The organism is Nocardiopsis sp. iso_40, from assembly GCF_056173285.1.
On record NZ_CM149666.1, the window covers coordinates 4,765,743 to 4,784,464 of the forward strand.

At 70.5% G+C, this 18,722-nt stretch carries 19 protein-coding genes; 10 read left to right on the forward strand and 9 right to left on the reverse strand.

Going from position 1 to position 18,722, the window contains the following annotated elements; all coding sequences use genetic code 11:
* Positions 1-96 precede the first annotated feature (96 nt).
* On the reverse strand, positions 97-1,284 hold the full coding sequence (locus AC0VYD_RS20640) for an acetyl-CoA C-acyltransferase (protein ID WP_473038371.1): 1,188 nt from the start codon (positions 1,282-1,284) through the stop codon (positions 97-99).
* A gap of 85 nt (positions 1,285-1,369) precedes the next feature.
* Between AC0VYD_RS20640 and mce the strand changes: the two genes are divergently transcribed.
* The gene (mce, locus tag AC0VYD_RS20645; protein WP_475477097.1) at positions 1,370-1,828 is read left to right on the forward strand and encodes a methylmalonyl-CoA epimerase; all 459 of its coding nucleotides are present in this window, start codon (positions 1,370-1,372) and stop codon (positions 1,826-1,828) included.
* A 422-nt stretch (positions 1,829-2,250) separates the two neighbouring features.
* Positions 2,251-3,546 (forward strand): DivIVA domain-containing protein, encoded by a 1,296-nt coding sequence (locus AC0VYD_RS20650; protein ID WP_475477098.1) that lies wholly within the window; start codon positions 2,251-2,253, stop codon positions 3,544-3,546.
* 398 nt (positions 3,547-3,944) lie between these two features.
* Here the strand turns inward: AC0VYD_RS20650 and AC0VYD_RS20655 are convergent, their stop codons facing one another.
* From AC0VYD_RS20655 to AC0VYD_RS20670, 4 genes are all read right to left on the reverse strand, one after another.
* Positions 3,945-4,676 (reverse strand): alpha/beta hydrolase, encoded by a 732-nt coding sequence (locus AC0VYD_RS20655; RefSeq protein WP_475477099.1) that lies wholly within the window; start codon positions 4,674-4,676, stop codon positions 3,945-3,947.
* Between the two features lie 24 nt (positions 4,677-4,700).
* Positions 4,701-4,937, reverse strand: coding sequence for a hypothetical protein (locus AC0VYD_RS20660; RefSeq protein WP_475477100.1), 237 nt, complete (start codon positions 4,935-4,937; stop codon positions 4,701-4,703).
* A 194-nt stretch (positions 4,938-5,131) separates the two neighbouring features.
* Entirely contained in the window at positions 5,132-6,349 is a 1,218-nt protein-coding gene (locus AC0VYD_RS20665; RefSeq protein ID WP_475477101.1) for a 3-hydroxyacyl-CoA dehydrogenase, read from the reverse strand.
* Positions 6,350-6,405: 56 nt separating this feature from the next.
* On the reverse strand, positions 6,406-7,629 hold the full coding sequence (locus tag AC0VYD_RS20670; protein ID WP_475477102.1) for an MFS transporter: 1,224 nt from the start codon (positions 7,627-7,629) through the stop codon (positions 6,406-6,408).
* 94 nt (positions 7,630-7,723) lie between these two features.
* Between AC0VYD_RS20670 and nucS the strand changes: the two genes are divergently transcribed.
* The 8 genes from nucS (at position 7,724) to AC0VYD_RS20710 (ending at position 15,749) form a co-directional block, all read left to right on the forward strand.
* On the forward strand, positions 7,724-8,401 hold the full coding sequence (nucS, locus tag AC0VYD_RS20675; protein ID WP_452547360.1) for an endonuclease NucS: 678 nt from the start codon (positions 7,724-7,726) through the stop codon (positions 8,399-8,401).
* 193 nt (positions 8,402-8,594) lie between these two features.
* On the forward strand, positions 8,595-9,461 hold the full coding sequence (locus AC0VYD_RS20680) for an ABC transporter ATP-binding protein (RefSeq protein WP_475477103.1): 867 nt from the start codon (positions 8,595-8,597) through the stop codon (positions 9,459-9,461).
* Entirely contained in the window at positions 9,458-10,324 is an 867-nt protein-coding gene (locus AC0VYD_RS20685; protein WP_475477104.1) for an ABC transporter permease, read from the forward strand. Before AC0VYD_RS20680 ends, AC0VYD_RS20685 begins: the two co-directional genes overlap by 4 nt.
* Positions 10,321-11,679 (forward strand): sensor histidine kinase, encoded by a 1,359-nt coding sequence (locus tag AC0VYD_RS20690; protein ID WP_475477105.1) that lies wholly within the window; start codon positions 10,321-10,323, stop codon positions 11,677-11,679. The genes AC0VYD_RS20685 and AC0VYD_RS20690 overlap by 4 nt, the downstream gene beginning before the upstream one ends.
* Positions 11,676-12,311: a response regulator gene (locus AC0VYD_RS20695; protein WP_475477106.1), complete on the forward strand. Its 636-nt coding sequence runs from the start codon at positions 11,676-11,678 to the stop codon at positions 12,309-12,311. The genes AC0VYD_RS20690 and AC0VYD_RS20695 overlap by 4 nt, the downstream gene beginning before the upstream one ends.
* 96 nt (positions 12,312-12,407) lie before the next feature.
* Positions 12,408-13,076 carry a DUF1707 SHOCT-like domain-containing protein gene (locus tag AC0VYD_RS20700; protein ID WP_475477107.1) on the forward strand — a complete coding sequence of 223 codons (669 nt, stop codon included), beginning with the start codon at positions 12,408-12,410 and terminating at the stop codon, positions 13,074-13,076.
* A gap of 230 nt (positions 13,077-13,306) precedes the next feature.
* On the forward strand, positions 13,307-14,830 hold the full coding sequence (locus AC0VYD_RS20705) for a M28 family peptidase (protein WP_475477108.1): 1,524 nt from the start codon (positions 13,307-13,309) through the stop codon (positions 14,828-14,830).
* Between the two features lie 322 nt (positions 14,831-15,152).
* Positions 15,153-15,749 (forward strand): cob(I)yrinic acid a,c-diamide adenosyltransferase, encoded by a 597-nt coding sequence (locus AC0VYD_RS20710; protein ID WP_475477109.1) that lies wholly within the window; start codon positions 15,153-15,155, stop codon positions 15,747-15,749.
* 141 nt (positions 15,750-15,890) lie between these two features.
* Here AC0VYD_RS20710 and AC0VYD_RS20715 read toward each other — a convergent pair whose 3' ends face one another.
* From AC0VYD_RS20715 to atpD, 4 genes are all read right to left on the reverse strand, one after another.
* Complete coding sequence (locus tag AC0VYD_RS20715; RefSeq protein ID WP_475477110.1) at positions 15,891-16,196, reverse strand: MTH1187 family thiamine-binding protein; 306 nt, start codon at positions 16,194-16,196, stop codon at positions 15,891-15,893.
* A gap of 47 nt (positions 16,197-16,243) precedes the next feature.
* Complete coding sequence (locus tag AC0VYD_RS20720; RefSeq protein WP_475477111.1) at positions 16,244-16,732, reverse strand: DUF2550 domain-containing protein; 489 nt, start codon at positions 16,730-16,732, stop codon at positions 16,244-16,246.
* Positions 16,733-16,754: 22 nt separating this feature from the next.
* Positions 16,755-17,144 (reverse strand): F0F1 ATP synthase subunit epsilon, encoded by a 390-nt coding sequence (locus AC0VYD_RS20725; protein WP_191274534.1) that lies wholly within the window; start codon positions 17,142-17,144, stop codon positions 16,755-16,757.
* A 129-nt stretch (positions 17,145-17,273) separates the two neighbouring features.
* Complete coding sequence (gene atpD, locus AC0VYD_RS20730) at positions 17,274-18,719, reverse strand: F0F1 ATP synthase subunit beta (protein WP_475477112.1); 1,446 nt, start codon at positions 18,717-18,719, stop codon at positions 17,274-17,276.
* Positions 18,720-18,722: the final 3 nt, after the last annotated feature.

Consider the following 18,722-nt stretch of genomic DNA (forward strand, 5'->3'; position numbering starts at 1 on the left):
CCCCCGCCCGTACGTTCTCACCTGTGGCCGGTCCGCGCACGGACCGGGGTGGTCGTCCGCGTCCGCCGCGCCGCCACACCACGGTGCCTGCTGGAACTACTCCGCGGGCACCGTGAACAGCAGGGCGTCGCCCTGGCCGCCGCCGCCGCACAGGGCGGCCGCACCGAGCCCGCCACCGCGGCGGCGCAGCTCGTGGACCAGGTGCAGGGCGATCCGGGCACCGGAGGCGCCGATCGGGTGGCCGATCGCGATGGCGCCGCCGTCGACGTTGACGATGTCCTCCGAGACCCCGAGGTCCTTGGTGGACTGGATGCCGACCGCGGCGAAGGCCTCGTTGATCTCGATCAGGTCCAGGTCCTCGACCGACCTGCCCGCCTTGGCCAGCGCGTGCCTGATCGCGTTGGAGGGCTGGGAGTGCAGCGAGTTGTCCGGGCCCGCGACGTTCCCGTGCGCGCCGATCTCGGCGAGGACCGGAACACCGAGCTCCTCGGCCTTGGCCCTGCTCATCACGACCACGGCGGCGGCGCCGTCGGAGATCTGCGAGGAGGAACCGGCGGTGATGGTGCCGTCGCGGTCGAAGGCCGGGCGCAGCTTGCCCAGGCTCTCGGCGGTGGTGTCGGGGCGGACGCCCTCGTCAGCGGAGAACACGACCGGGTCGCCCTTGCGCTGCGGGATCTCGACGGGGACGATCTCCTCGTCGAACCGCCCCTCGGCGGCCGCGGCGGCGGCGCGCTGGTGGGAGCGGGCGGCGAAGGCGTCCTGTTCGGGGCGCTCGATACCGAGCTTGCCGTTGTGGCGCTCGGTGGAGGCCCCCATCGAGTCACCCTCGAAGGCGTCGGTGAGGCCGTCGTGCGCGGTGGCGTCCAGGACCTCGACGGAACCGTACTTGTAGCCCTTGCGCGCGTTCGGCAGCAGGTGCGGGGCGTTGGTCATGGACTCCATGCCGCCCGCGACCACGATGTCGAACTCACCCGCGCGGATGAGCTGGTCGGCCAGGGCGATGGCGTCCAGGCCCGACAGGCAGACCTTGTTGATGGTCACGGACGGGACGTCCATGGGGATACCCGCCTTGACCGCGGCCTGGCGGGACGGAATCTGTCCGGCACCGGCCTGCAGGACCTGTCCCATGACCACGTATCCGACCTGTTCGCCGCTGATACCGGCACGCTCCAGCGCGGCCTTGATCGCGAAGCCGCCCAGGTCTGCGGCGGAGAACCCGGCGAGGGAGCCGAGGAGTCGGCCGGTGGGGGTCCGGGCCCCACCGACGATGACGGAACCGGACATCTTAACTGGCCTCCAAGTGATGGGTGACGCACCTGGTCTGCAACGATACCCACACAGATCACACCGACGTTCGGGAGGTTCCCCAGTGAGTGCCGCACCCAGCCCCACCGGCCCGTTCTCCGGGCTGACCCGACTGGACCACGTGGGGATCGCCTGCCGCGACCTCGACGCCTCCATCGAGTTCTACCGGACGACGTACGGCTTCGAGGTCGAGCACGAGGAGGTCAACGAGGAGCAGGGCGTCCGCGAGGCGATGCTCCGGATCAACGGCACGGACGACGGCGGCGCCACTTTTCTGCAACTCCTGGAACCGACCCGGGACGACTCCCCGGTGGCCAAGTTCCTGGCCCGCAACGGGGAGGGTGTGCACCACATCGCCTTCGGCACCTCCGACGTGGCCGCGAGCGCGACCGGAATCGGGGAGAGGGGCGTGCGGGTGCTGGACTCCGAGCCCCGCACCGGAACCGCGGGATCACAGATCGTCTTCCTGCATCCGAAGGACTGTGGCGGGGTCCTCACCGAGTTGGTACAAAGCACCCACTGAGGGTGGCCGGAACACCCGACCAGCGCGGACAACGTCACGGGGACGTTCCGGACTCATCACAGCTTGAGTTCCCCCGGTATGACTGACCACAGGCACCGCCGGAAGTTACCCGAAACCCCCTTCCCAGGGGTTCCACGCTTGATAAAGTCGGCTAGCTGCCGGATGTACTTTTCTTCCGGCGTGATCCATGTCTTGCAGTCCGGTTCGTGAGCCGGGTCGGCCGCACCCTCCGTGTCCACCGCACCAGGGCGACCGTCGGAGGCGGTCAGGGTCATTCGAGAACCCGTCGCACCGGTCCGCCTGCACCTCGGCTCGCTCACCCCGGGCAACAACCCGTCCCTCCTGGGGCACAAGCAGCCGCCCTCCTGCCGCCCCTGGCAGTTTGCAAGTAGCCGTCTCGCACCCGTTCAGGATTCCGCCACATGTCGTCAAACAACAACATCGACACCCAACTCAACAACATCTTCGACGAAGACAACACCCCGCCCGAGTTCGACGTGGTGCTGCGTGGCTTTGACCGCACCCAGGTGCAGGACTACCTGGACGGCCTGCGCAACGAGGTCAAGCAGTCCAACAAGCAGCTCGAGAAGATGAAGTCGGAGCTGACCGCGAAGAGCCGCCAGCTCCAGGAGCGGGAGCGTCCCTCCTACTCCGGTCTGGGCTCGCGCATCGAGGAGCTGCTGCGGCTCGCCGAGGAACAGGCCAACGAGCTGGTCCAGAGCGCGCAGATCGACGCCAACGACATCCGCTCGGCCGCCCAGATCGAGGCTGCCGAGATGCGCGCGGCCGCCGAGTCGGAAGCCACCGAGGTCCGCACGCTCGCCCAGCGCGAGGCCGACGAGCAGCGCCAGGCAGCCGAGTCCGAGGCGGAGGAGATCAGCACCACCGCCCGCCGCGAGGCCGACGAGCTGGCCTCCACCACCGAGCGCGAGGTGCAGAAGAAGCGCTCGGCCGTCGACCACGAGATCGCGGAGAAGCGCGCCACCTTCGAGGGTGAGATCGCGAAGCTGCGCACCACCACCGAGCGTGAGTGCGCCCAGGCCCGGGCCGCCGCCAAGCGCGAGCGCGACGAGACCATCCAGTCGGCCAAGAGCCAGGCAGAGGAGCTGCGCAAGAACGCGGAGCGGGCCTACGCCGAGTCCGAGGCGCGCCGCACCGAGACCGAGGACCAGTTCGAGCTCCAGCTGGCCGACCGCCGGGCCGAGGCCGAGCGCCAGGACGCCGAGCGCCTGGCCGCCGCCCAGGCCGCCACGCAGAAGATGGTCAACGAGGCCGAGGAGCGCGCCGCCAGCGCCGAGCAGCGCGCCACCAACGCCAGCCAGCAGGCCGAGCAGACCCGTCGCGACGCCGAGAACCACGCCAAGCAGCTGGTCAGCAACGCCAAGAAGAACGCCGGGCAGATCGAGGCCGAGGCCAAGTCCAAGGCCGAGCACCAGCTCAGCGACGCCAAGAGCGAGGCCAACCGGATCATGACGGCCGCCAACAAGGAGGTCGACGAGCTCAACCGCCAGCGCGACAGCATCCAGTCGCACCTCCAGCAGCTGCGTCAGCTGCTCGGTGGCGGCGGCGGTGCCGCCCCGGCGGCTCCCGCGGCTCCGGCCGCTCCGGCCGCTCCGGCCCCCGCCGCGATCCAGCAGGAGGCCGCCCCCGCCGAGGAGCCCAAGCAGCCGGCCGCCTCCGGCAAGGGTGCCGACGACGAGGACTGGTGGCAGGAGTAGCGATCGGCCGCCACTGAGCGCGCCCCGGTCGTACTGACACGACGAAGGGCCCGGTCCCCCTCAGAGGGGGTCCCGGGCCCTTCCGTCTGTCCGCACCCCGGTCACGTTCATCTCCCCTCAGCCACAAGGGGAGTGCTTCCCGCTCACCCCGGCCCCAGGGGGAGCACCCTCCCACTCACCTCCGCCCAAGGGGGAACCTCTTCCCACTCACCGTCACCCCAGGGGGAGCCTCTTCCCGCTCACCTCCGCCCCAGGGGGTGTTCTTTGGTTCGAGCGCCGGGGAGGGTTCTGCAGGAGGAGTCAAGCCGCCAGCGAGGAACGAGCCAGGCGTAGACGAGTCCGAAGAATCCCTCCGCAAAGGCGCCGAACACGGGCCGAAGCGAAGCGGAGGCCCAAAACTACACGCCGTCCTTCTCCCAGGGCCCGTCCCATTCGGTGGGCAGCGGGTGTGCTGCGGGGTTGACCCTTTTGACGATCTCGTTGAGGACGCGGCGCACGTAGGGTTCGCCGACCCACAGGTGTTTGGCGCCGTCGACCCCGATGACTTCGGCTTGGGTGAGCGGCGCGAACCGTTCACGGGCCTCGTCGGGCCTGAGGAAGTCGTCGTGTTCGGGGACGAGCGCCATGACCGGCTTCCCGGAGTCCGCCCACACCTTCATGTCCGCCTCGTCGGCGCGGTGGAGCGGTGGGGACAGCAGAAGCGCCCCCCGGATCTGCGGGTCGCAGCCCCATTTGAGGGCGAGTTCGGTTCCGAAGGACCAGCCGAGCAGCCAGGGTTCGGGGAGTTCCTCGAACTCGGTGAACTCGATGGCGGCGAGGACGTCGTGTTTCTCGGTCTCCCCTTCGCCGAACTCTCCTTGGCTGGTGCCGTGGCGGGAGGACGTACCGCGTGTGTTGAAGCGCAGGACGGCGACGTTGGCCAGCGCGGGAAGCCGGAAGGAGGCCTTGCGCATGACGTGGCTGTCCATCATGCCTTCGGCGGTGGGCAGAGGGTGCAGGCACACGAGGGTGGCCGCGGGCCGACCGCCCTCGGGGAGGGCGAGTTCACCGATGAGTTCCAGGCCGTCGGCGGTGTGCAGGGTGATGGGTCGTCGCACGGCGGGCAGCACCGTGGTGGCTCGAATCTCCATGGCTCCTCTTTGGTCTGGTCCGGGTCAGTACCGGGGAGAGCGGTGGGAGCGCCGGTCCCAGCAGGAGGAGTGCCAGTGCCGCCGGTCGCCGCCGTCGCCGTAGGGGCGCCAGGCGACGACGTGGGCCATCCCGGTCGGGATCTCCTGGACGCAGCCGGGGCACCGGTAGACCTTGGTGGCGGCCGCGCCGGGTATCCGTCGGGTCACCCATTCGCCGTCCGGCCCTGTCTCCCTGCGCTGTCCTCCGGTGATGCGCAGCATGAGGGCGTCCTCGTCGGGGGGACCGCCGGGGGCGTTGCGGCCCCGGGAGGATTTGCGGCGGGGGCTGTTACGGCGCGGGCTCACCCTTCAAGGGTAGAAGAAGACCGCCAGTGGCCGCCGTCACACCGCGGGGGTGTGGCGGCGGCCGGGGACCGCTGGAGCGGGCTCCGCCGGGCGGGACCCGGTGACGGGGCCTAGCTGCCGCAGGCGCAGCCGCCGCTGCCGTGCGAGGTTTCCTCGTCGGAGTCGGGCAGCTGGTCCATGAGCAGCGGGGCGGGCACCGCGATGGTGGTGAGGCTGTACTCCGACATCGCCACCAGGGTGGTGATGACGGACTCCGCACCGCGCTCCTGGAGGAGCTCGGTGGGGCCCTTCGGGTAGCCGCAGCCGAACCGCATGGCGGTGTCGACGTCCTTGGCGGAGGCGTAACCGTCGCCGATCATGCGCAGGGCGTCGTCGATCTGCGGCGCGATGAGCATCTCGCCCAGGTCGAGGGTTTCCTCCTCGCGCACCATCTCGGCGAGGCGACCGGTCCGCTGGGGCTCGGCCGGGTCGTCCTTGCCCGTGTAGAAGCCCTGGCCGACCTTACGGCCCAGGTGCCCTGCCGCGACCATGCGGCGCAGCAGCGGGGAGGCGACGTAGCGCGGGTCGCGGAACTCGCCCCAGAGGACGTCCATGACGGCCAGGCACACGTCCAGGCCGACCATGTCGGCGAGGGCGAGCGGGCCCATGGGAAGGCCGGCGGCCTTCTTGACGGACTCGTCGATCTCCTCGCGGGTGGCGATCCTGCGCTCGTAGAGGCGGATCGCGTCGTTGATGTAGGGCACCAGCAGGGCGTTGGCGACGAAACCGCCGCGGTCGCCGACCGCGACCGGGGTCTTGCCGATGCGTTTGGCGACCTCGGTGACGATGTCGGTGGTCTCCGCGCTGGTGGAGACCGTGGTGATGACCTCGGCCAGCTTCATGACCGGGGCCGGGTTGAAGAAGTGCAGACCGACGACCTTTTCGGGGCGGTCGGTCAGCGCCGCGATCTCGGTGACCGAGAGCGAGGAGGTGTTGGTCGCCAGGATCGTGCCCGGCGCACAGATCCGGTCGAGGTCGCCGAACACGTCACGCTTGATGTCCATGCGTTCGGGGACGGCCTCGACGACGAAGTCCGCGTCCGCGAGCTCCTCGCGGGACGTGGAGAAGGTCAGGCGGGCGTCGATCGCCGCGCGCTCCTCCTCGGTGAGTTTGCCCTTGCTGACCGCACGCGAGAGGGACTTGTCCACGTGACCACGGCCGCGGTCGAGGGCGGCCTGGTCGATCTCGACCCCGACGACGTTGAACCCGGCCCTGGCGAACACCTCAGCGATGCCCGCACCCATCGTGCCCAGTCCTACGACGCCGACCTTGTCAAATTCCTGCACCATGGGCCCCACCTTAGACGCCTCGGGCCCCCTGCCCGCGCATGGGGACCACATCTGTACTACCGCGTGGTAATACGGCGTGGTCCGCCCCGGGGGCCGACCGGTACCACGGCCACGGCCAGGGCGGAGAACACCGCGGCCACCGCGAACACGGAGGGCAGTCCCGCGAGTGTGATCACCGCGGCCATCAACACGGGGGTCAGGGTCGTGCTGATCGCCTGGAGCCAGTTCTGCACGGCCAGGGCCCGCCCCGCCCATGCCGTTCCGGCGATCTCCGCCACGGAGACGAAGGTCAGGCCGTTGTGCCACATCGTGAGTACCAGGCAGGACAGGACCAGCGGCACCGCCGTCCACCCCCAGGCGTGCGGCAGCAGGGTGAGCAGGACCAGGGCGGCCCCGGAGGCGACGGCCAGCCACCGGACCGGACGCATCCGGTTCCCGGTCCGGTCCGACCACGCCCCGAGGAACAGGCGCCCCGCCGCCCCGGGGACCTGCGCGGCAGCGACCACCGCTCCGGCGGCCGGCGGGCCCCACCCCTGTTCCTGGACCAGGTAGATCACCGTGTAGACCATCAGAGTAATCTGCGGGACCCCGAGGAGCATGCTCACGCCGTGCACCCGCCAGATCGGCCACCTGCGGTAGGGCGAGTCACCCGGAGCGGCGCCGGCCGCGGCACCCGGGGTGTCCGAGGGTTGTTCCCGGCTCCGCTCCGCGGGCCCCGGGGCCGGGGCCGGGGCCGTCGCAAGCACGAGCGGGACGGCGGTCAGTGCGAGCGCGGCCGGGAGCGTCATCGCCCCGACGAACCCCCACGCCTGGGCCGCCCAGGGCATCACCAGGGCGGAGAGCCCCACGCCCAGCGGCAGTGCGGACTGGCGGATCCCCATGGCCAGCCCGCGCTCCCGCCGGACGAACCAGGTCAGGACCAGGCGCCCGCTGGCCGCGTTCACCGGGCCGCCGACCGCCCCGACGAGCAGCAGGACCACCGCCGCGCTCCACAACTGCGACACGGTCCACAGCAGCCCGAGCGCGCCCGCCGTGAGGAACAGGCTCAGAGCCATCGTCGCCCGCTCGCCCACCCGGTCGATGACCACGCCCCACAGCAGGAGCGTCAACAGCAGCCCGAACGAGGGCAGCCCGGCCAGCACGCCCGCCTGTGCCGTGGTGACCCCGAAGGCCTCCCGCAGCTGCGGCAGCACGACCGGCACCCCGAACATCGCCGAGACACTGGCCACCTGGGCGACCATGCTGATCGACAGGACCGTCCAACGATTTCGCACCGGCATCCGGACAGCCTAGGCAGGAGCGGCGCCCTCCCCCGCCCCGGTTCACCCGCGAACCGGCTCCGTGTACGCGGCGGAGGCGGTAACGTGACCTCCCGTGCGTCTCGTCATCGCGCGGTGCAGCGTCGACTACGTCGGCCGGCTCACCGCCCATCTGCCCATGGCTCCCCGCCTGATCCTCATCAAGGCCGACGGGAGCGTGTCCATCCATGCCGACGACCGGGCGTTCAAGCCGCTCAACTGGATGAACCCGCCGTGCAAGGTCCGCGAGGAGGCGGTCGAGGACGGCCCCGACGTGTGGACGGTCACGCACAGCAAGTCCGGTGAGAAGCTCGTGCTGACCATCGAGGAGGTCATGCACGACTCCTCGCACGAGCTGGGCAAGGACCCCGGCCTGCAGAAGGACGGCGTCGAGGCCCATCTCCAGGAGCTGCTCGCCGAACACATCTCCACGCTCGGCGAGGGCTACACGCTCATCCGCCGCGAGTACCCCACCGCCATCGGCCCCGTGGACATCCTGTGCCGGGACGGGGAGAGCAACACCGTCGCGGTGGAGCTCAAACGGCGCGGGGACATCGACGGGGTGGAGCAGCTCACCCGCTACCTCGAACTCCTGAACCGGGACCCCTCGCTGGCCCCGGTGACCGGCGTGTTCGCCGCCCAGGAGATCAAACCCCAGGCGAAGGTCCTCGCCGAGGACCGCGGCATCACCTGCGTGGTCCTGGACTACGACGAGCTGCGCGGCATCGAGCCCGACACCCTGCGCCTGTTCTGACCCGGCCCGGCTCCGGCCGTCACGGACCGCCCCCGCACCCCGCCGCCCCCGGCTGCGCGCCCCGCGCCCGGGGGCGGAGTGCTGTCGGCACCCGGGGCGTGCCTCCGGGCGGACCCGTGTCCTCCGCCCGGAGGACACGGGTCCGCCTTCCCGGCGGATACCCGGGCGCGCCCGGAGACGGGAGGCTCGGAACATGAGCGAGACAGTCATCGAGGCCGAGGGCCTCAGGAAGAAGTACGGCGGCACCGAGGCCGTCGCGGGGATCGACCTGAGCATCGCGCGCGGCGAGATCTTCTCCTTCCTCGGCCCCAACGGCGCAGGGAAGAGCACAACGGTCGAGATCCTGGAGGGCTTCCGTCACCGCGACGGCGGCTCCGCCCGGGTCCTGGGTGAGGACCCGGGCAGGGCCGGACGCGAGTGGCGCTCCCGCGTCGGCATCGTCTGGCAGCAGGAGACCATGGTCCCCAAGCTCGCGGTGCGCGACGTCGTCCGGCACTTCGCCGGGTACTACCCGCTCCCCCACGACCCCGACGCGGTCATCGAACTGGTCGGGCTGGCCCACAAGGCCAAGGATCTCGCCGAGTCCCTCTCCGGCGGTCAGCGGCGCCGCCTGGACGTGGCCCTGGGCATCGTCGGCCAGCCCGAACTCCTCTTCCTGGACGAGCCGACCACCGGTTTCGACCCCCGGGCCAGGCGCGAGTTCTGGGGGCTCGTCCGGGACCTGGCAGCCGGGGGCACCACCATCGTCCTGACCACCCACTACCTGGAGGAGGCCGAGGAGCTGGCCGACCGGGTGTGCGTGGTCGCCCACGGCCGGATCCGGGCAGTGGACACCCCCGCCGCACTGGGCGGACGCGCCTCCGCCCAGGCCACGGTCGGCTGGCTGGAGGACGGCGGGCGCCGGGAGGTCCTGACCGACGAACCCACCCGGGTGGTATCCGAGCTGGCCGGGCGCTTCACCGGTGAGGTGCCGGAGCTGAGCGTGCACCGTCCCACCCTCGAGGAGATCTACCTCGGGATGGTCAAGGACACCGACGAGGCCGAGGAGGCCGCGGTATGAGCACCCCGACCACTGACCGCAGCCAGCTGTCGACCGGGGCCGTCCGGACGCCCGGCCCCCGCGGCCGTCCGCCCGGTGTGCTCCGGGTGGGGATGTCCCGGGGCTGGCTGGAGATCCGCACGTTCTGCCGCGAATGGGAGAGCGTGGTCTTCACCTTCTCCCTTCCCGCGCTGATCCTGGCCATGTTCGCGTCCATCTTCGACGGCATGTTCGACATGGGCATGCCCGCGGTCGACTACTACCTGCCCGGCCTGATCGCCATGGGCCTGATGTCGGTGAGCTTCCAGACCCTGGGCACCACCATCGCGAGCGAGCGCGAGTACGGCGGGCTGCGCAGGCTGCGCGGCACCCCGATGCCGCCCGGCGCCTACTTCGTCGGCAAGACCGTCCTGGTGCTGTTCCTCGCCCTGGGCCAGGTCGGCCTGCTGCTGGGGATGGGGTGGCTCCTCTTCGACGCCAGCCTGCCCACCACCGTGACGGCGTGGGCCACCATCGCCTGGGTGTTCGTGCTCGGCACCGTCAGCTGCTCCCTGCTGGGTATCGCGGTCAGCTCGCTGGCCCGCACCACCCAGGCCGCCTCGACCGTGGTCGTCGTCCCGTTCCTGGTCCTGCAGTTCACCTCGGGCGTCTTCGTCCCGGTGATCGCCCTGCCCGACTGGGTCCTGACCGGGGCCTCCCTCTTCCCGCTGCTGTGGATGGCCCAGGGGCTGCGCGCCGCGTTCCTCCCCGAACGGATGGCCGCCGTGGAACCGTCCGGCGCCTGGGATCTGCACCTGGTCGCCGTGGCCCTGGGGGCCTGGTGTGTGGTGGGCTTGGTGCTGACCCTGCTGACGTTCCGCTGGAAGACCCGTAAGGACGGATGACCGCGATGAGGGACCGGGCCCCGGAACCGGACGAGACCGTACCCCCGGTGTCCGCCGTTCCCGGACCGGGTACCGAGGGGGCACCGGTCGAAAGGCACGCCTTCGAGCCCGGCGTCTGGTGGGACGTGTACTTCACCACCGCGATGTGCGGCATCGTCGTGCTCGCGCTGGTCACCGGCCCGCAGGAGTGGCGGTGGCTGACCGCGGCGCTGATGGTCACGGTCATCGTCGTGTACTACGCCCTGGCCAGGAGCTACGTCGCCTCGGAGGGAGAGCGTCCGAGCTGGCTCGGCCCCCTGGCCCTGGCGCTCGCCCTGCTCGCGCCGACCGTGCCCGCGGTGGTCCTCAACCCGTCGCTGACCTTCATCATGGTGGCGATCAGTCCGCTCGCCTTCATGGCTCTGGGCAGCCGTCTCGCGGTCCCCGTCATCGGCGTGCTCCTGCTCCTGCCCGCGCTGCTCCAGGGCCTGACCGGACAGCGGGACTGGGGCGGCGTCGGGGTGACCTTCCTGATCAACGGCGTGGTACTCGGCTTCGCCCTGTGGTTCGGCACCTGGTTCGAGCGGATCGTCGTGCAGAGCGCCGAGCGGTACGAGCTGATCGAGGAGCTGCGCCGCAGCCGCCAGGAGGTCTCCCGCCTGTCCCAGGAGGCCGGGGCGCTGGCCGAGCGCGAGCACCTGGCCCGGGAGATGCACGACACCCTGGCCCAGGGTTTCACCAGCATCATCACCCTTACCCAGGCCGTGGAGTCGGAGCTGGACAGCGACCCCGCGACCGCCCGGCGCCACCTGGCCCTGATGCGCGAGACCGCGGCGGAGAACCTCGCCGAGACCCGCGCCATGGTGGCCGCCCGCCAACCGGTCCGATTGGACGACGAGGGCCTGGACGCCTCGATCCGGCGCATCTGCGAACGCCTCGGCCGCGAACTCGGCATCTCCGTGGCCGCCGAGGTCACCGGCCCCCCGGAGGAACTCCCCAACGACCTCCGGATCTGTCTGCTGCGCACCGCGCAGGAGGCCCTGGCCAACGTCCGCAAGCACTCCGGGGCCGGCAACGCCCGGGTCGTCCTCGCCTACACCGACGTCGGCGTGCGGTTGACCGTCGAGGACGACGGACTGGGCTTCGATCCCGCGCGACCCGCCCACGGCAACGGCCTGGCCAACATGCACCACCGCGCCGAGAGCGTGGGCGGCGTCCTGGAGATCGGTTCCGCCCCCGGCCGCGGCACCACCGTCCGCCTGGTCCTGCCGCACGAGGAGACCGCCGATACCGAGTCCCGCGGCGGGTCCGACGGCCCCGACGGGGCCGGGCACCAGGACCGGCCCCGCACCGCCCGAGAGGAAACCGCACCATGATCCGCGTCCTTCTGGTGGACGACCACCCCGTGGTCCGTGAGGGCATCCGCGGCATGCTCAGCGCCGAACCCGACCTGGACATCGTCGGCGAGGCCGGTTCCGGCCCCGAGGCCGTGGCCCGGGTCGCCGAACTGCGGCCGCAGGTCGTACTCATGGACCTGCGTATGCCCGGGGGCGACGGTGTGGCGGCGACCGAGCGCATCCGCGCCGGGTACCAGGACGTGCACGTCCTGGTACTCACCACCTACGACACTGACACCGACATCCTGCGCGCGGTCGAGGCGGGCGCCACCGGCTACCTGCTCAAGGACACCCCGCGCGCGGAGTTGGCCGACGCCGTCCGTTCGGCCGCCCGGGGCGAGACGGTGCTGAGCGGCCGGCTCGCGGGCAAGCTGCTCACCGGGATGCGGCAGCGCACCGAACCGGAGGGGCCCGCGCTCTCCCCCCGCGAGGTGGAGGTGCTGCGGCTGGCCGCGGACGGGCGTACCAACGCGGCGATCGGCCGGGCGCTGCACATCAGTCCCACCACGGTGAAGACCCACCTGATGCGGGTCTACGAGAAGCTGGGGGTCGGCGACCGGACCGCCGCGGTGTCCCGGGCGCTCCGCCGCGGACTGCTCCCCGAGCAGTAGCCCCCGTCCGGCCCCTGACCGGGCGCCCCGAACTTCAGGGGTGCCTCAGGGGGTTTCCCCGATGCCGCACCCTGCCGTGAGGCGAAGAATCGGCATATGGTGGAACCGATGAGCCAAATCACCCCCCACGAGGACGGGAACGGTCGGATGCGCGCCTCGGACGCCGACCGTGACGCCGTCGCGCACCTGCTCCGCGAGGCCCTGGCCGAGGGCCGCCTGGACCCCGACGAACACAGCGACCGGCTGGACTCGGTGTACCGGGCCAAGACCGTCGGCGAACTCGTCCCCCTCACCGAGGACCTGCCGAGCACCGGTTCCTCCACCGCGAACGCTCCGGTCCCGACGGACTTCCGTTCACCCCGACCGGTCTACGGTGCGAGCCGGATCGTCGACCAACCCGCCACCAGCCGCAGCGCCCTCGTCCTCATGGGCGGCGCCGACCGGTCCGGGAACTGGGTCGTTCCGCCCGTGTTCGTCGCCGCCGCGGTGATGGGCGGTATCGAACTCGACCTGCGCGAGGCCCGGTTCACCCAGCGCGAGACCACCATCTGGATCTGCACGGTCATGGGCGGCGTCGGGATCGTCGTGCCCGACGACATCCAGGTGCGCGTGCACGGCCTGCCGGTGATGGGCGGTTTCGGGGTCGAGGGGAACACCCCCAGCGTGGTGGACCCGGACGCCCCGATCGTGCACGTCCGGGGCGTCGCGGTGATGGGCGGGGTCGGTGTCGAGTACCGGGCGCGCAAGCACCAGGAAGGCGAGTAGCCGCCAGCCTCGGAACCCCTTGCGATAAGACGATTTGGGCGGTTTGGGTCGTCTATCCAACCACAGTGTGCACCCTTTGCGTAAGGTCTGTGGCTGATTGTGGCAATGTCCCGGTCCATGTCTTGCCGCGGGCCCCCACGGCTGCGAGGCTTCTCCGGTACCTCGCCCACCCCAGGTGTCCATCCCCCAACACCATGGAGCGGTGGACCCCCGTGAACCGGAGGAAGATCGTGCATCCGAGCAACCCCGGGCACTCGCTCGACAGAGCGGGTTCGTCCCTTTCCCCCCGGCGGCGCACCGCGACGACAGCGGGAATCGCCGCCCTGCTGATGGCCGCGGGCACCCTGGCGAGTTCCCCCGCCCACGCCGACGAGGTCGCGCTCCCCGACCTGGTGACCGCGGACGCCATCGAGTCCCACCTGGTCAACCTCAACACCATCGCCGAGTACAACGGCGGCAACCGTGCGACCGGCACCCCCGGCTACGACGTGGCCGCGATGTACATCGAGGACCAGCTCGAAAGAGCCGGGTACGAGCCCTACAGACACGACTACGAGTACGAGTCCTGGGGCGAGAACACACCCGCCGTACTGGAGCAGACCGCGCCGAAACGGCACCCGTACGAGCTCGACGAGGACTACGTCACCATGAGCTACTCCGGTGCCGGTGACGTGACCGCCCCGGCGGTCGCGGTCAGCCCCGACAGCTCGGAGAGCGGCTGCTCCGCGGACGACTTCGCCGACTTCCCCGAGGGCGCGATCGCCATCACCGTCCGCGGCGCCTGCGCGTTCGCGCAGAAGGTGCAGAACGCCGCGGACGCCGGCGCCTCGGCGGCCCTGGTGGTCAACAACGAGGACGAGGTCTTCCTCGGCACCGTCAGCGAGCTGTCCGACATCCCCGCGGTCGGCGTCTCCGGCCTGGTCGGCGCGGACCTGCTGTCGATCCCCGACCTGGAGCTCCGGGTCGCCGTCGACTCCGAGGTCGAGCAGCAGAGCTCCTACAGCATCCTCGCCGAGACCCCCGGCGGCCGTGACGACAACGTGGTGGTCGTCGGCGGCCACCTGGACAGCGTCGAGGACGGGCCGGGGATCAACGACAACGGCAGCGGCTCGGCCTTCCTGCTGGAGACCGCCATCCAGCTGGCCCAGCAGGAGGCCCCGAACAACAAGGTCCGTTTCGCCTTCTGGGGTACCGAGGAGGACGGCCTGGTCGGCTCCACCGAGTACGTGGCCGACCTGACCGAGGACGAGCTCGACGACGTCGCGCTCTACCTCAACTTCGACATGATCGGCTCGCACAACTACGGCCGCTTCGTGCTCGACGGCCGGATGGAGCTGCCGGAGTCCGGCGGCGCCCCCTCGGGCTCCGGCGCGATCGCCAAGGTCTTCGAGGACTACTTCGAGGGGCAGGGCCAGGTCAGCGAGCCCGGCGTGCTCAGCGGCCGCAGCGACTACCTCGCCTTCATGCAGGCGGGTGTGGCCTCCGGGGGCCTGTTCAGCGGCGCCGACGGCGTCAAGACCGAGGAGCAGGCCGAATGGTACGGCGGTACCGCGGGCGAGACGTTCGACCCGTACTACCACACGGCGGACGACACCCTGGAGCACGTCAACTGGGACGCGGTCGCTGAACTGTCGGCCGCTGGCGCACACGGCGTGGAGTTCTTCGCCGACAGCACACTGCCCGTCAACGGTGTGCTGACCATGTCGGCCGTCGAGGTCGACCTGCCCCGCAAGGGCGACGCCTGGGTGCGGTAACACACGCCCCGTAGCCGGAGCCCCGGAGCGACCCGTCCCGGACACGGGTGAGGGCGGGCGGCGTGAACCCCCCGGTTCCACGCCGCCCGCCCTTCGCGGTGCCTCCCCTCCACACGGTCTCCCGGGCAGCCCCCTCTGTTCCACCCGGGTGCACCTTGCACGGACACCGCCGGAAACTACGGTGAGTAGCTCCCTCATGCCAAAAGGTATCAGTGAGACAGGTCACCTTCACCCCTTGAGACTGAACAGTTATCCTCTGTGATACCTCCGTGCTCCACCCCTCCCCCAGGGTCGGGAGTCCCCCACCCCTAGGGTGAGTGCCATGACCAAACGGGACACTGACAAGCCGGTCGTGCTGTCGAAGATCTACACCCGCACCGGTGACTCCGGCACGACGGCGCTCGGCGACATGAGCAGGACCACAAAGAACGACACCCGGCTCGTGGGCTACGCGGACACGGAGGAGGCCAACGCCGCCATCGGTGTCGCACTGGCCGTGGGAGACCTGCCCGAGGACGTGCGCGTCCTGCTGGGGCGCGTGCAGAACGAGCTCTTCGACCTGGGCGCGGACCTGTCCACTCCGATCGTGCCCGACCCCGAGTTCCCCCCGCTGCGCGTACTACCGGAGTACGTCACCCGGCTGGAGGAGGCCTGCGACGCCTACAACGAGGGCCTGCCGACCCTGCGCAGCTTCATCCTGCCCGGCGGCTCGCCCACCGTCGCCCTGGTCCACACGGCCCGTATCGTGGTCCGCCGCGCCGAACGCGCCGTCTGGGCGGCGATCGAGGAGCACGGGGACAGCGTCAACCCGCTCACCGCGCAGTACCTGAACCGGCTCTCGGACCTGCTGTTCATCCTCGGCAGGTACGTCGCCCGAGACGGCGACGAGGTCCTCTGGCAGCCCGGAGGGGAGCGGTAGGACATCTCCGCGGGCCGGAAGGACCACGGACCTGTCCGCCGCAGAACCCCGCCGTCCGAGCGGGCCCGGCGCCCCGTCGGTGAAACCGTACGGAGCTGGCCCCGGGAGCCCACGCCCGGCCGGGGCACCGGCCCACGAGTTCTACCGGAGGTCGTCGAGTTCGCGCTCGACGGCCTCCACCTTGCTGTGCAGCCCGTCGGTGACGCCCTTGCGCACATCGGCCTTGAGGGTCATGCTCACCCGGTCAGCACCCTCGCCCGCGGCCTCCACCGCACGCCTGACGACTTCCATGACCTCGTCCCACTCGCCTTCGACGGTGGTGAACATGGCCGAGGTCTCGTTGGGAAGGCCGCTCTCACGCACCACCTTGACGGCGCGTGCCACGGCCGGGGCGACGGACTCGCCGGTACCGAGCGGGGATACGGAGAAAGCGACGATCGTACTCATGGGCCCATGCAAACACACGGGCCCGCCCATGTGAACCTGCCACGGCGTCATGCCTCCCAGCGGGTTCCGGGGGGCATCGACTCGATCCACGACAGGAATCCGGTGAGCACGCTCTCGCCCATGGCGACCTCGTAGGTCGCCTCGCGGGGCTCACTGCCGTCCTCGGCCAGCCAGCCGATCTCCAGAACGGTGACGTCGGCGGGCAGGTGGGCGTCCTCCGCCCCGGGGGAACGGCGCCCCACAACGACGAGACCGCGGCGCGACAGCCTCGCTGTCGGCCGCGGTCTGAGCGAGAGGATCGGGAACCAGCCCAGGTGCTCCGAACCGTACCGGCCGAAACCGATCCGCCAGGAGCCCCGGCGTCCCTTCGCCCCGCGCGCACGCAGGTAACACTCGACGGCACCGCCGCTGCGCAGCAGCACGAACCGTCGCATCGCGCCGACGACCAGCACCAGCGCGGCGGCGACGAGGAGGGCGAGGCCCACCCACCACAAGGACTCCAACCACGACGTTCCCTGCAGCGGTTCCACACCCACGTCTCGTTGCCCCCTGACTCGGCTAGGCGACTTCCTCGCCAGCGGCACGCAGGCGGCTGCGCGCACGAGCCGCGGCCAGGCTGTCGCCCGACTCGCTCGCACCCTTCAGCGCCTCGCGCGCACGGTCCACATCGATGTCCTCGGCGAGCTCGGCGCTCTCGGCGAGAACGGAGATCCGTCCCTCGCCCGAGACCGAGACGAAACCGCCGTGGGCGGCCACCCGGACCTCGCCGGTCTCACGTGCGCCCAGGACACGAACGACCGCGTCCTCGGCCAGAAGCGACAGCACCGGGACGTGCCCGGGCTGAACGCCGATCTCGCCCTCGACGGTCTTCGCGATGACCATGTCGCCCTCGCCCGCCCAAACCTCACGGTCCGGAGAGACGATCTCGACGAAAAGCTTCTTCGACACTGCCACAAACTCCTCGGCTAGCGGGTGGGTTCGGCGGGGTCGAGTACGAACCGATACCCGACCCCGCCTGGGAACTAGCCCCGCCCGTCGCCCTCCGCTCCCGGAGCGGGGGGACACTGACGCGCAGTACTAGCCTTCCTGCAGCTTCTTGGCCTTCTCGACGACCATGTCGATGTTGCCGACATCGAGGAAGGCCTGCTCGGGAAGGTGGTCGTACTCACCGTCACAGAGCGCCTTGAAGGAGGCGATGGTCTCCTCCAGCGGCACGAACACGCCCGGGTTGCCGGTGAACTTCTCGGCGACGAACATGTTCTGCGAGAGGAAACGCTCCAGACGACGCGCCCGGTTGACGATGATCTTGTCCTCTTCGGACAGCTCGTCCATACCCAGGATGGCGATCTGGTCCTGCAGGTCGTTGTTGCGCTGCAGGATCTCCTTGACCCGCTGGGCCACCGCGTAGTGCTCCTCGCCCACGTACTGCGGGTCGAGGATACGGGAGGTGGAGGCCAGCGGGTCGACCGCCGGGTAGATGCCCTTCTGCGAGATCGGGCGGGAGAGCTCGGTCGTCGCGTCCAGGTGGGCGAAGGTGGTCGCCGGAGCGGGGTCGGTGTAGTCGTCCGCGGGGACGTAGATCGCCTGCATCGAGGTGATCGAGTGGCCCCGCGTCGAGGTGATCCGCTCCTGGAGCTGACCCATCTCGTCAGCCAGGTTGGGCTGGTAACCCACGGCCGAGGGCATACGGCCCAGCAGCGTGGAGACCTCCATACCGGCCTGGGTGAAACGGAAGATGTTGTCGATGAAGAGCAGCACGTCCTGGTTCTGGACGTCGCGGAAGTACTCCGCCATCGTCAGAGCCGAGAGCGCCACGCGCAGACGGGTGCCCGGGGGCTCGTCCATCTGGCCGAAGACGAGCGCGGTGTCCGGGAGGACGCCCATCTCGTCCATCTCCAGGAAGAGGTCCGTACCCTCACGGGTGCGCTCACCGACACCGGCGAACACGGACACACCACCGAAGTTACGGGCGATACGGGTGATCATCTCCTGGATGAGCACCGTCTTGCCCACACCCGCACCACCGAAGAGGCCGATCTTCCCACCGCGCACGTACGGGGTGAGGAGGTCGATCACCTTGATGCCCGTGACCATCATCTCGGTCTTGGACTCGAGCTGGTCGAAGGCGGGAGCCTTGCGGTGGATCGGCCAGTACTCGGTCGCGCCGAGCTCGGCCGAGGGCACGTCCATGGACTCGCCCAGGGTGTTGAACACGTGGCCCTTGACGACGTCGCCGACGGGCACGCTGATGGGCGCGCCGGTGTCGCGGACCTCGGCGCCACGGACCATGCCGTCCTGAGGGGCGAGGGAGATGGCCCGCACCAGGTTGTCACCCAGGTGCTGGGCGACCTCCAGGGTGATGACCTTGTTGGTGCCGCCGATGCTGACATCGGTGTGCAGGGCGTTGTAGATGCCGGGCAGGGAGCCGACGGGGAACTCCACGTCGACGACCGGGCCGGTGACCCGGGCGATGCGGCCGGTGGCGGTGCCAGCGCCGGCCGAACCTTCAACTGTCGCAGTCACTTC

Excerpts from the sequence above, each read along its gene's own strand:
- AC0VYD_RS20640 (WP_473038371.1), bottom strand. The coding sequence starts at position 1,284 with ATGTCCGGTTCCGTCATCGTCGGTGGGGCCCGGACCCCCACCGGCCGA.
- AC0VYD_RS20650 (WP_475477098.1), top strand. The coding sequence starts at position 2,251 with ATGTCGTCAAACAACAACATCGACACCCAACTCAACAACATCTTCGAC.
- AC0VYD_RS20655 (WP_475477099.1), bottom strand. The coding sequence starts at position 4,676 with ATGGAGATTCGAGCCACCACGGTGCTGCCCGCCGTGCGACGACCCATC.
- AC0VYD_RS20660 (WP_475477100.1), bottom strand. The coding sequence starts at position 4,937 with ATGCTGCGCATCACCGGAGGACAGCGCAGGGAGACAGGGCCGGACGGC.
- AC0VYD_RS20665 (WP_475477101.1), bottom strand. The coding sequence starts at position 6,349 with ATGGTGCAGGAATTTGACAAGGTCGGCGTCGTAGGACTGGGCACGATG.
- AC0VYD_RS20670 (WP_475477102.1), bottom strand. The coding sequence starts at position 7,629 with ATGCCGGTGCGAAATCGTTGGACGGTCCTGTCGATCAGCATGGTCGCC.
- AC0VYD_RS20680 (WP_475477103.1), top strand. The coding sequence starts at position 8,595 with ATGAGCGAGACAGTCATCGAGGCCGAGGGCCTCAGGAAGAAGTACGGC.
- AC0VYD_RS20685 (WP_475477104.1), top strand. The coding sequence starts at position 9,458 with ATGAGCACCCCGACCACTGACCGCAGCCAGCTGTCGACCGGGGCCGTC.
- AC0VYD_RS20690 (WP_475477105.1), top strand. The coding sequence starts at position 10,321 with ATGACCGCGATGAGGGACCGGGCCCCGGAACCGGACGAGACCGTACCC.
- AC0VYD_RS20695 (WP_475477106.1), top strand. The coding sequence starts at position 11,676 with ATGATCCGCGTCCTTCTGGTGGACGACCACCCCGTGGTCCGTGAGGGC.
- AC0VYD_RS20700 (WP_475477107.1), top strand. The coding sequence starts at position 12,408 with ATGGTGGAACCGATGAGCCAAATCACCCCCCACGAGGACGGGAACGGT.
- AC0VYD_RS20710 (WP_475477109.1), top strand. The coding sequence starts at position 15,153 with ATGACCAAACGGGACACTGACAAGCCGGTCGTGCTGTCGAAGATCTAC.
- AC0VYD_RS20715 (WP_475477110.1), bottom strand. The coding sequence starts at position 16,196 with ATGAGTACGATCGTCGCTTTCTCCGTATCCCCGCTCGGTACCGGCGAG.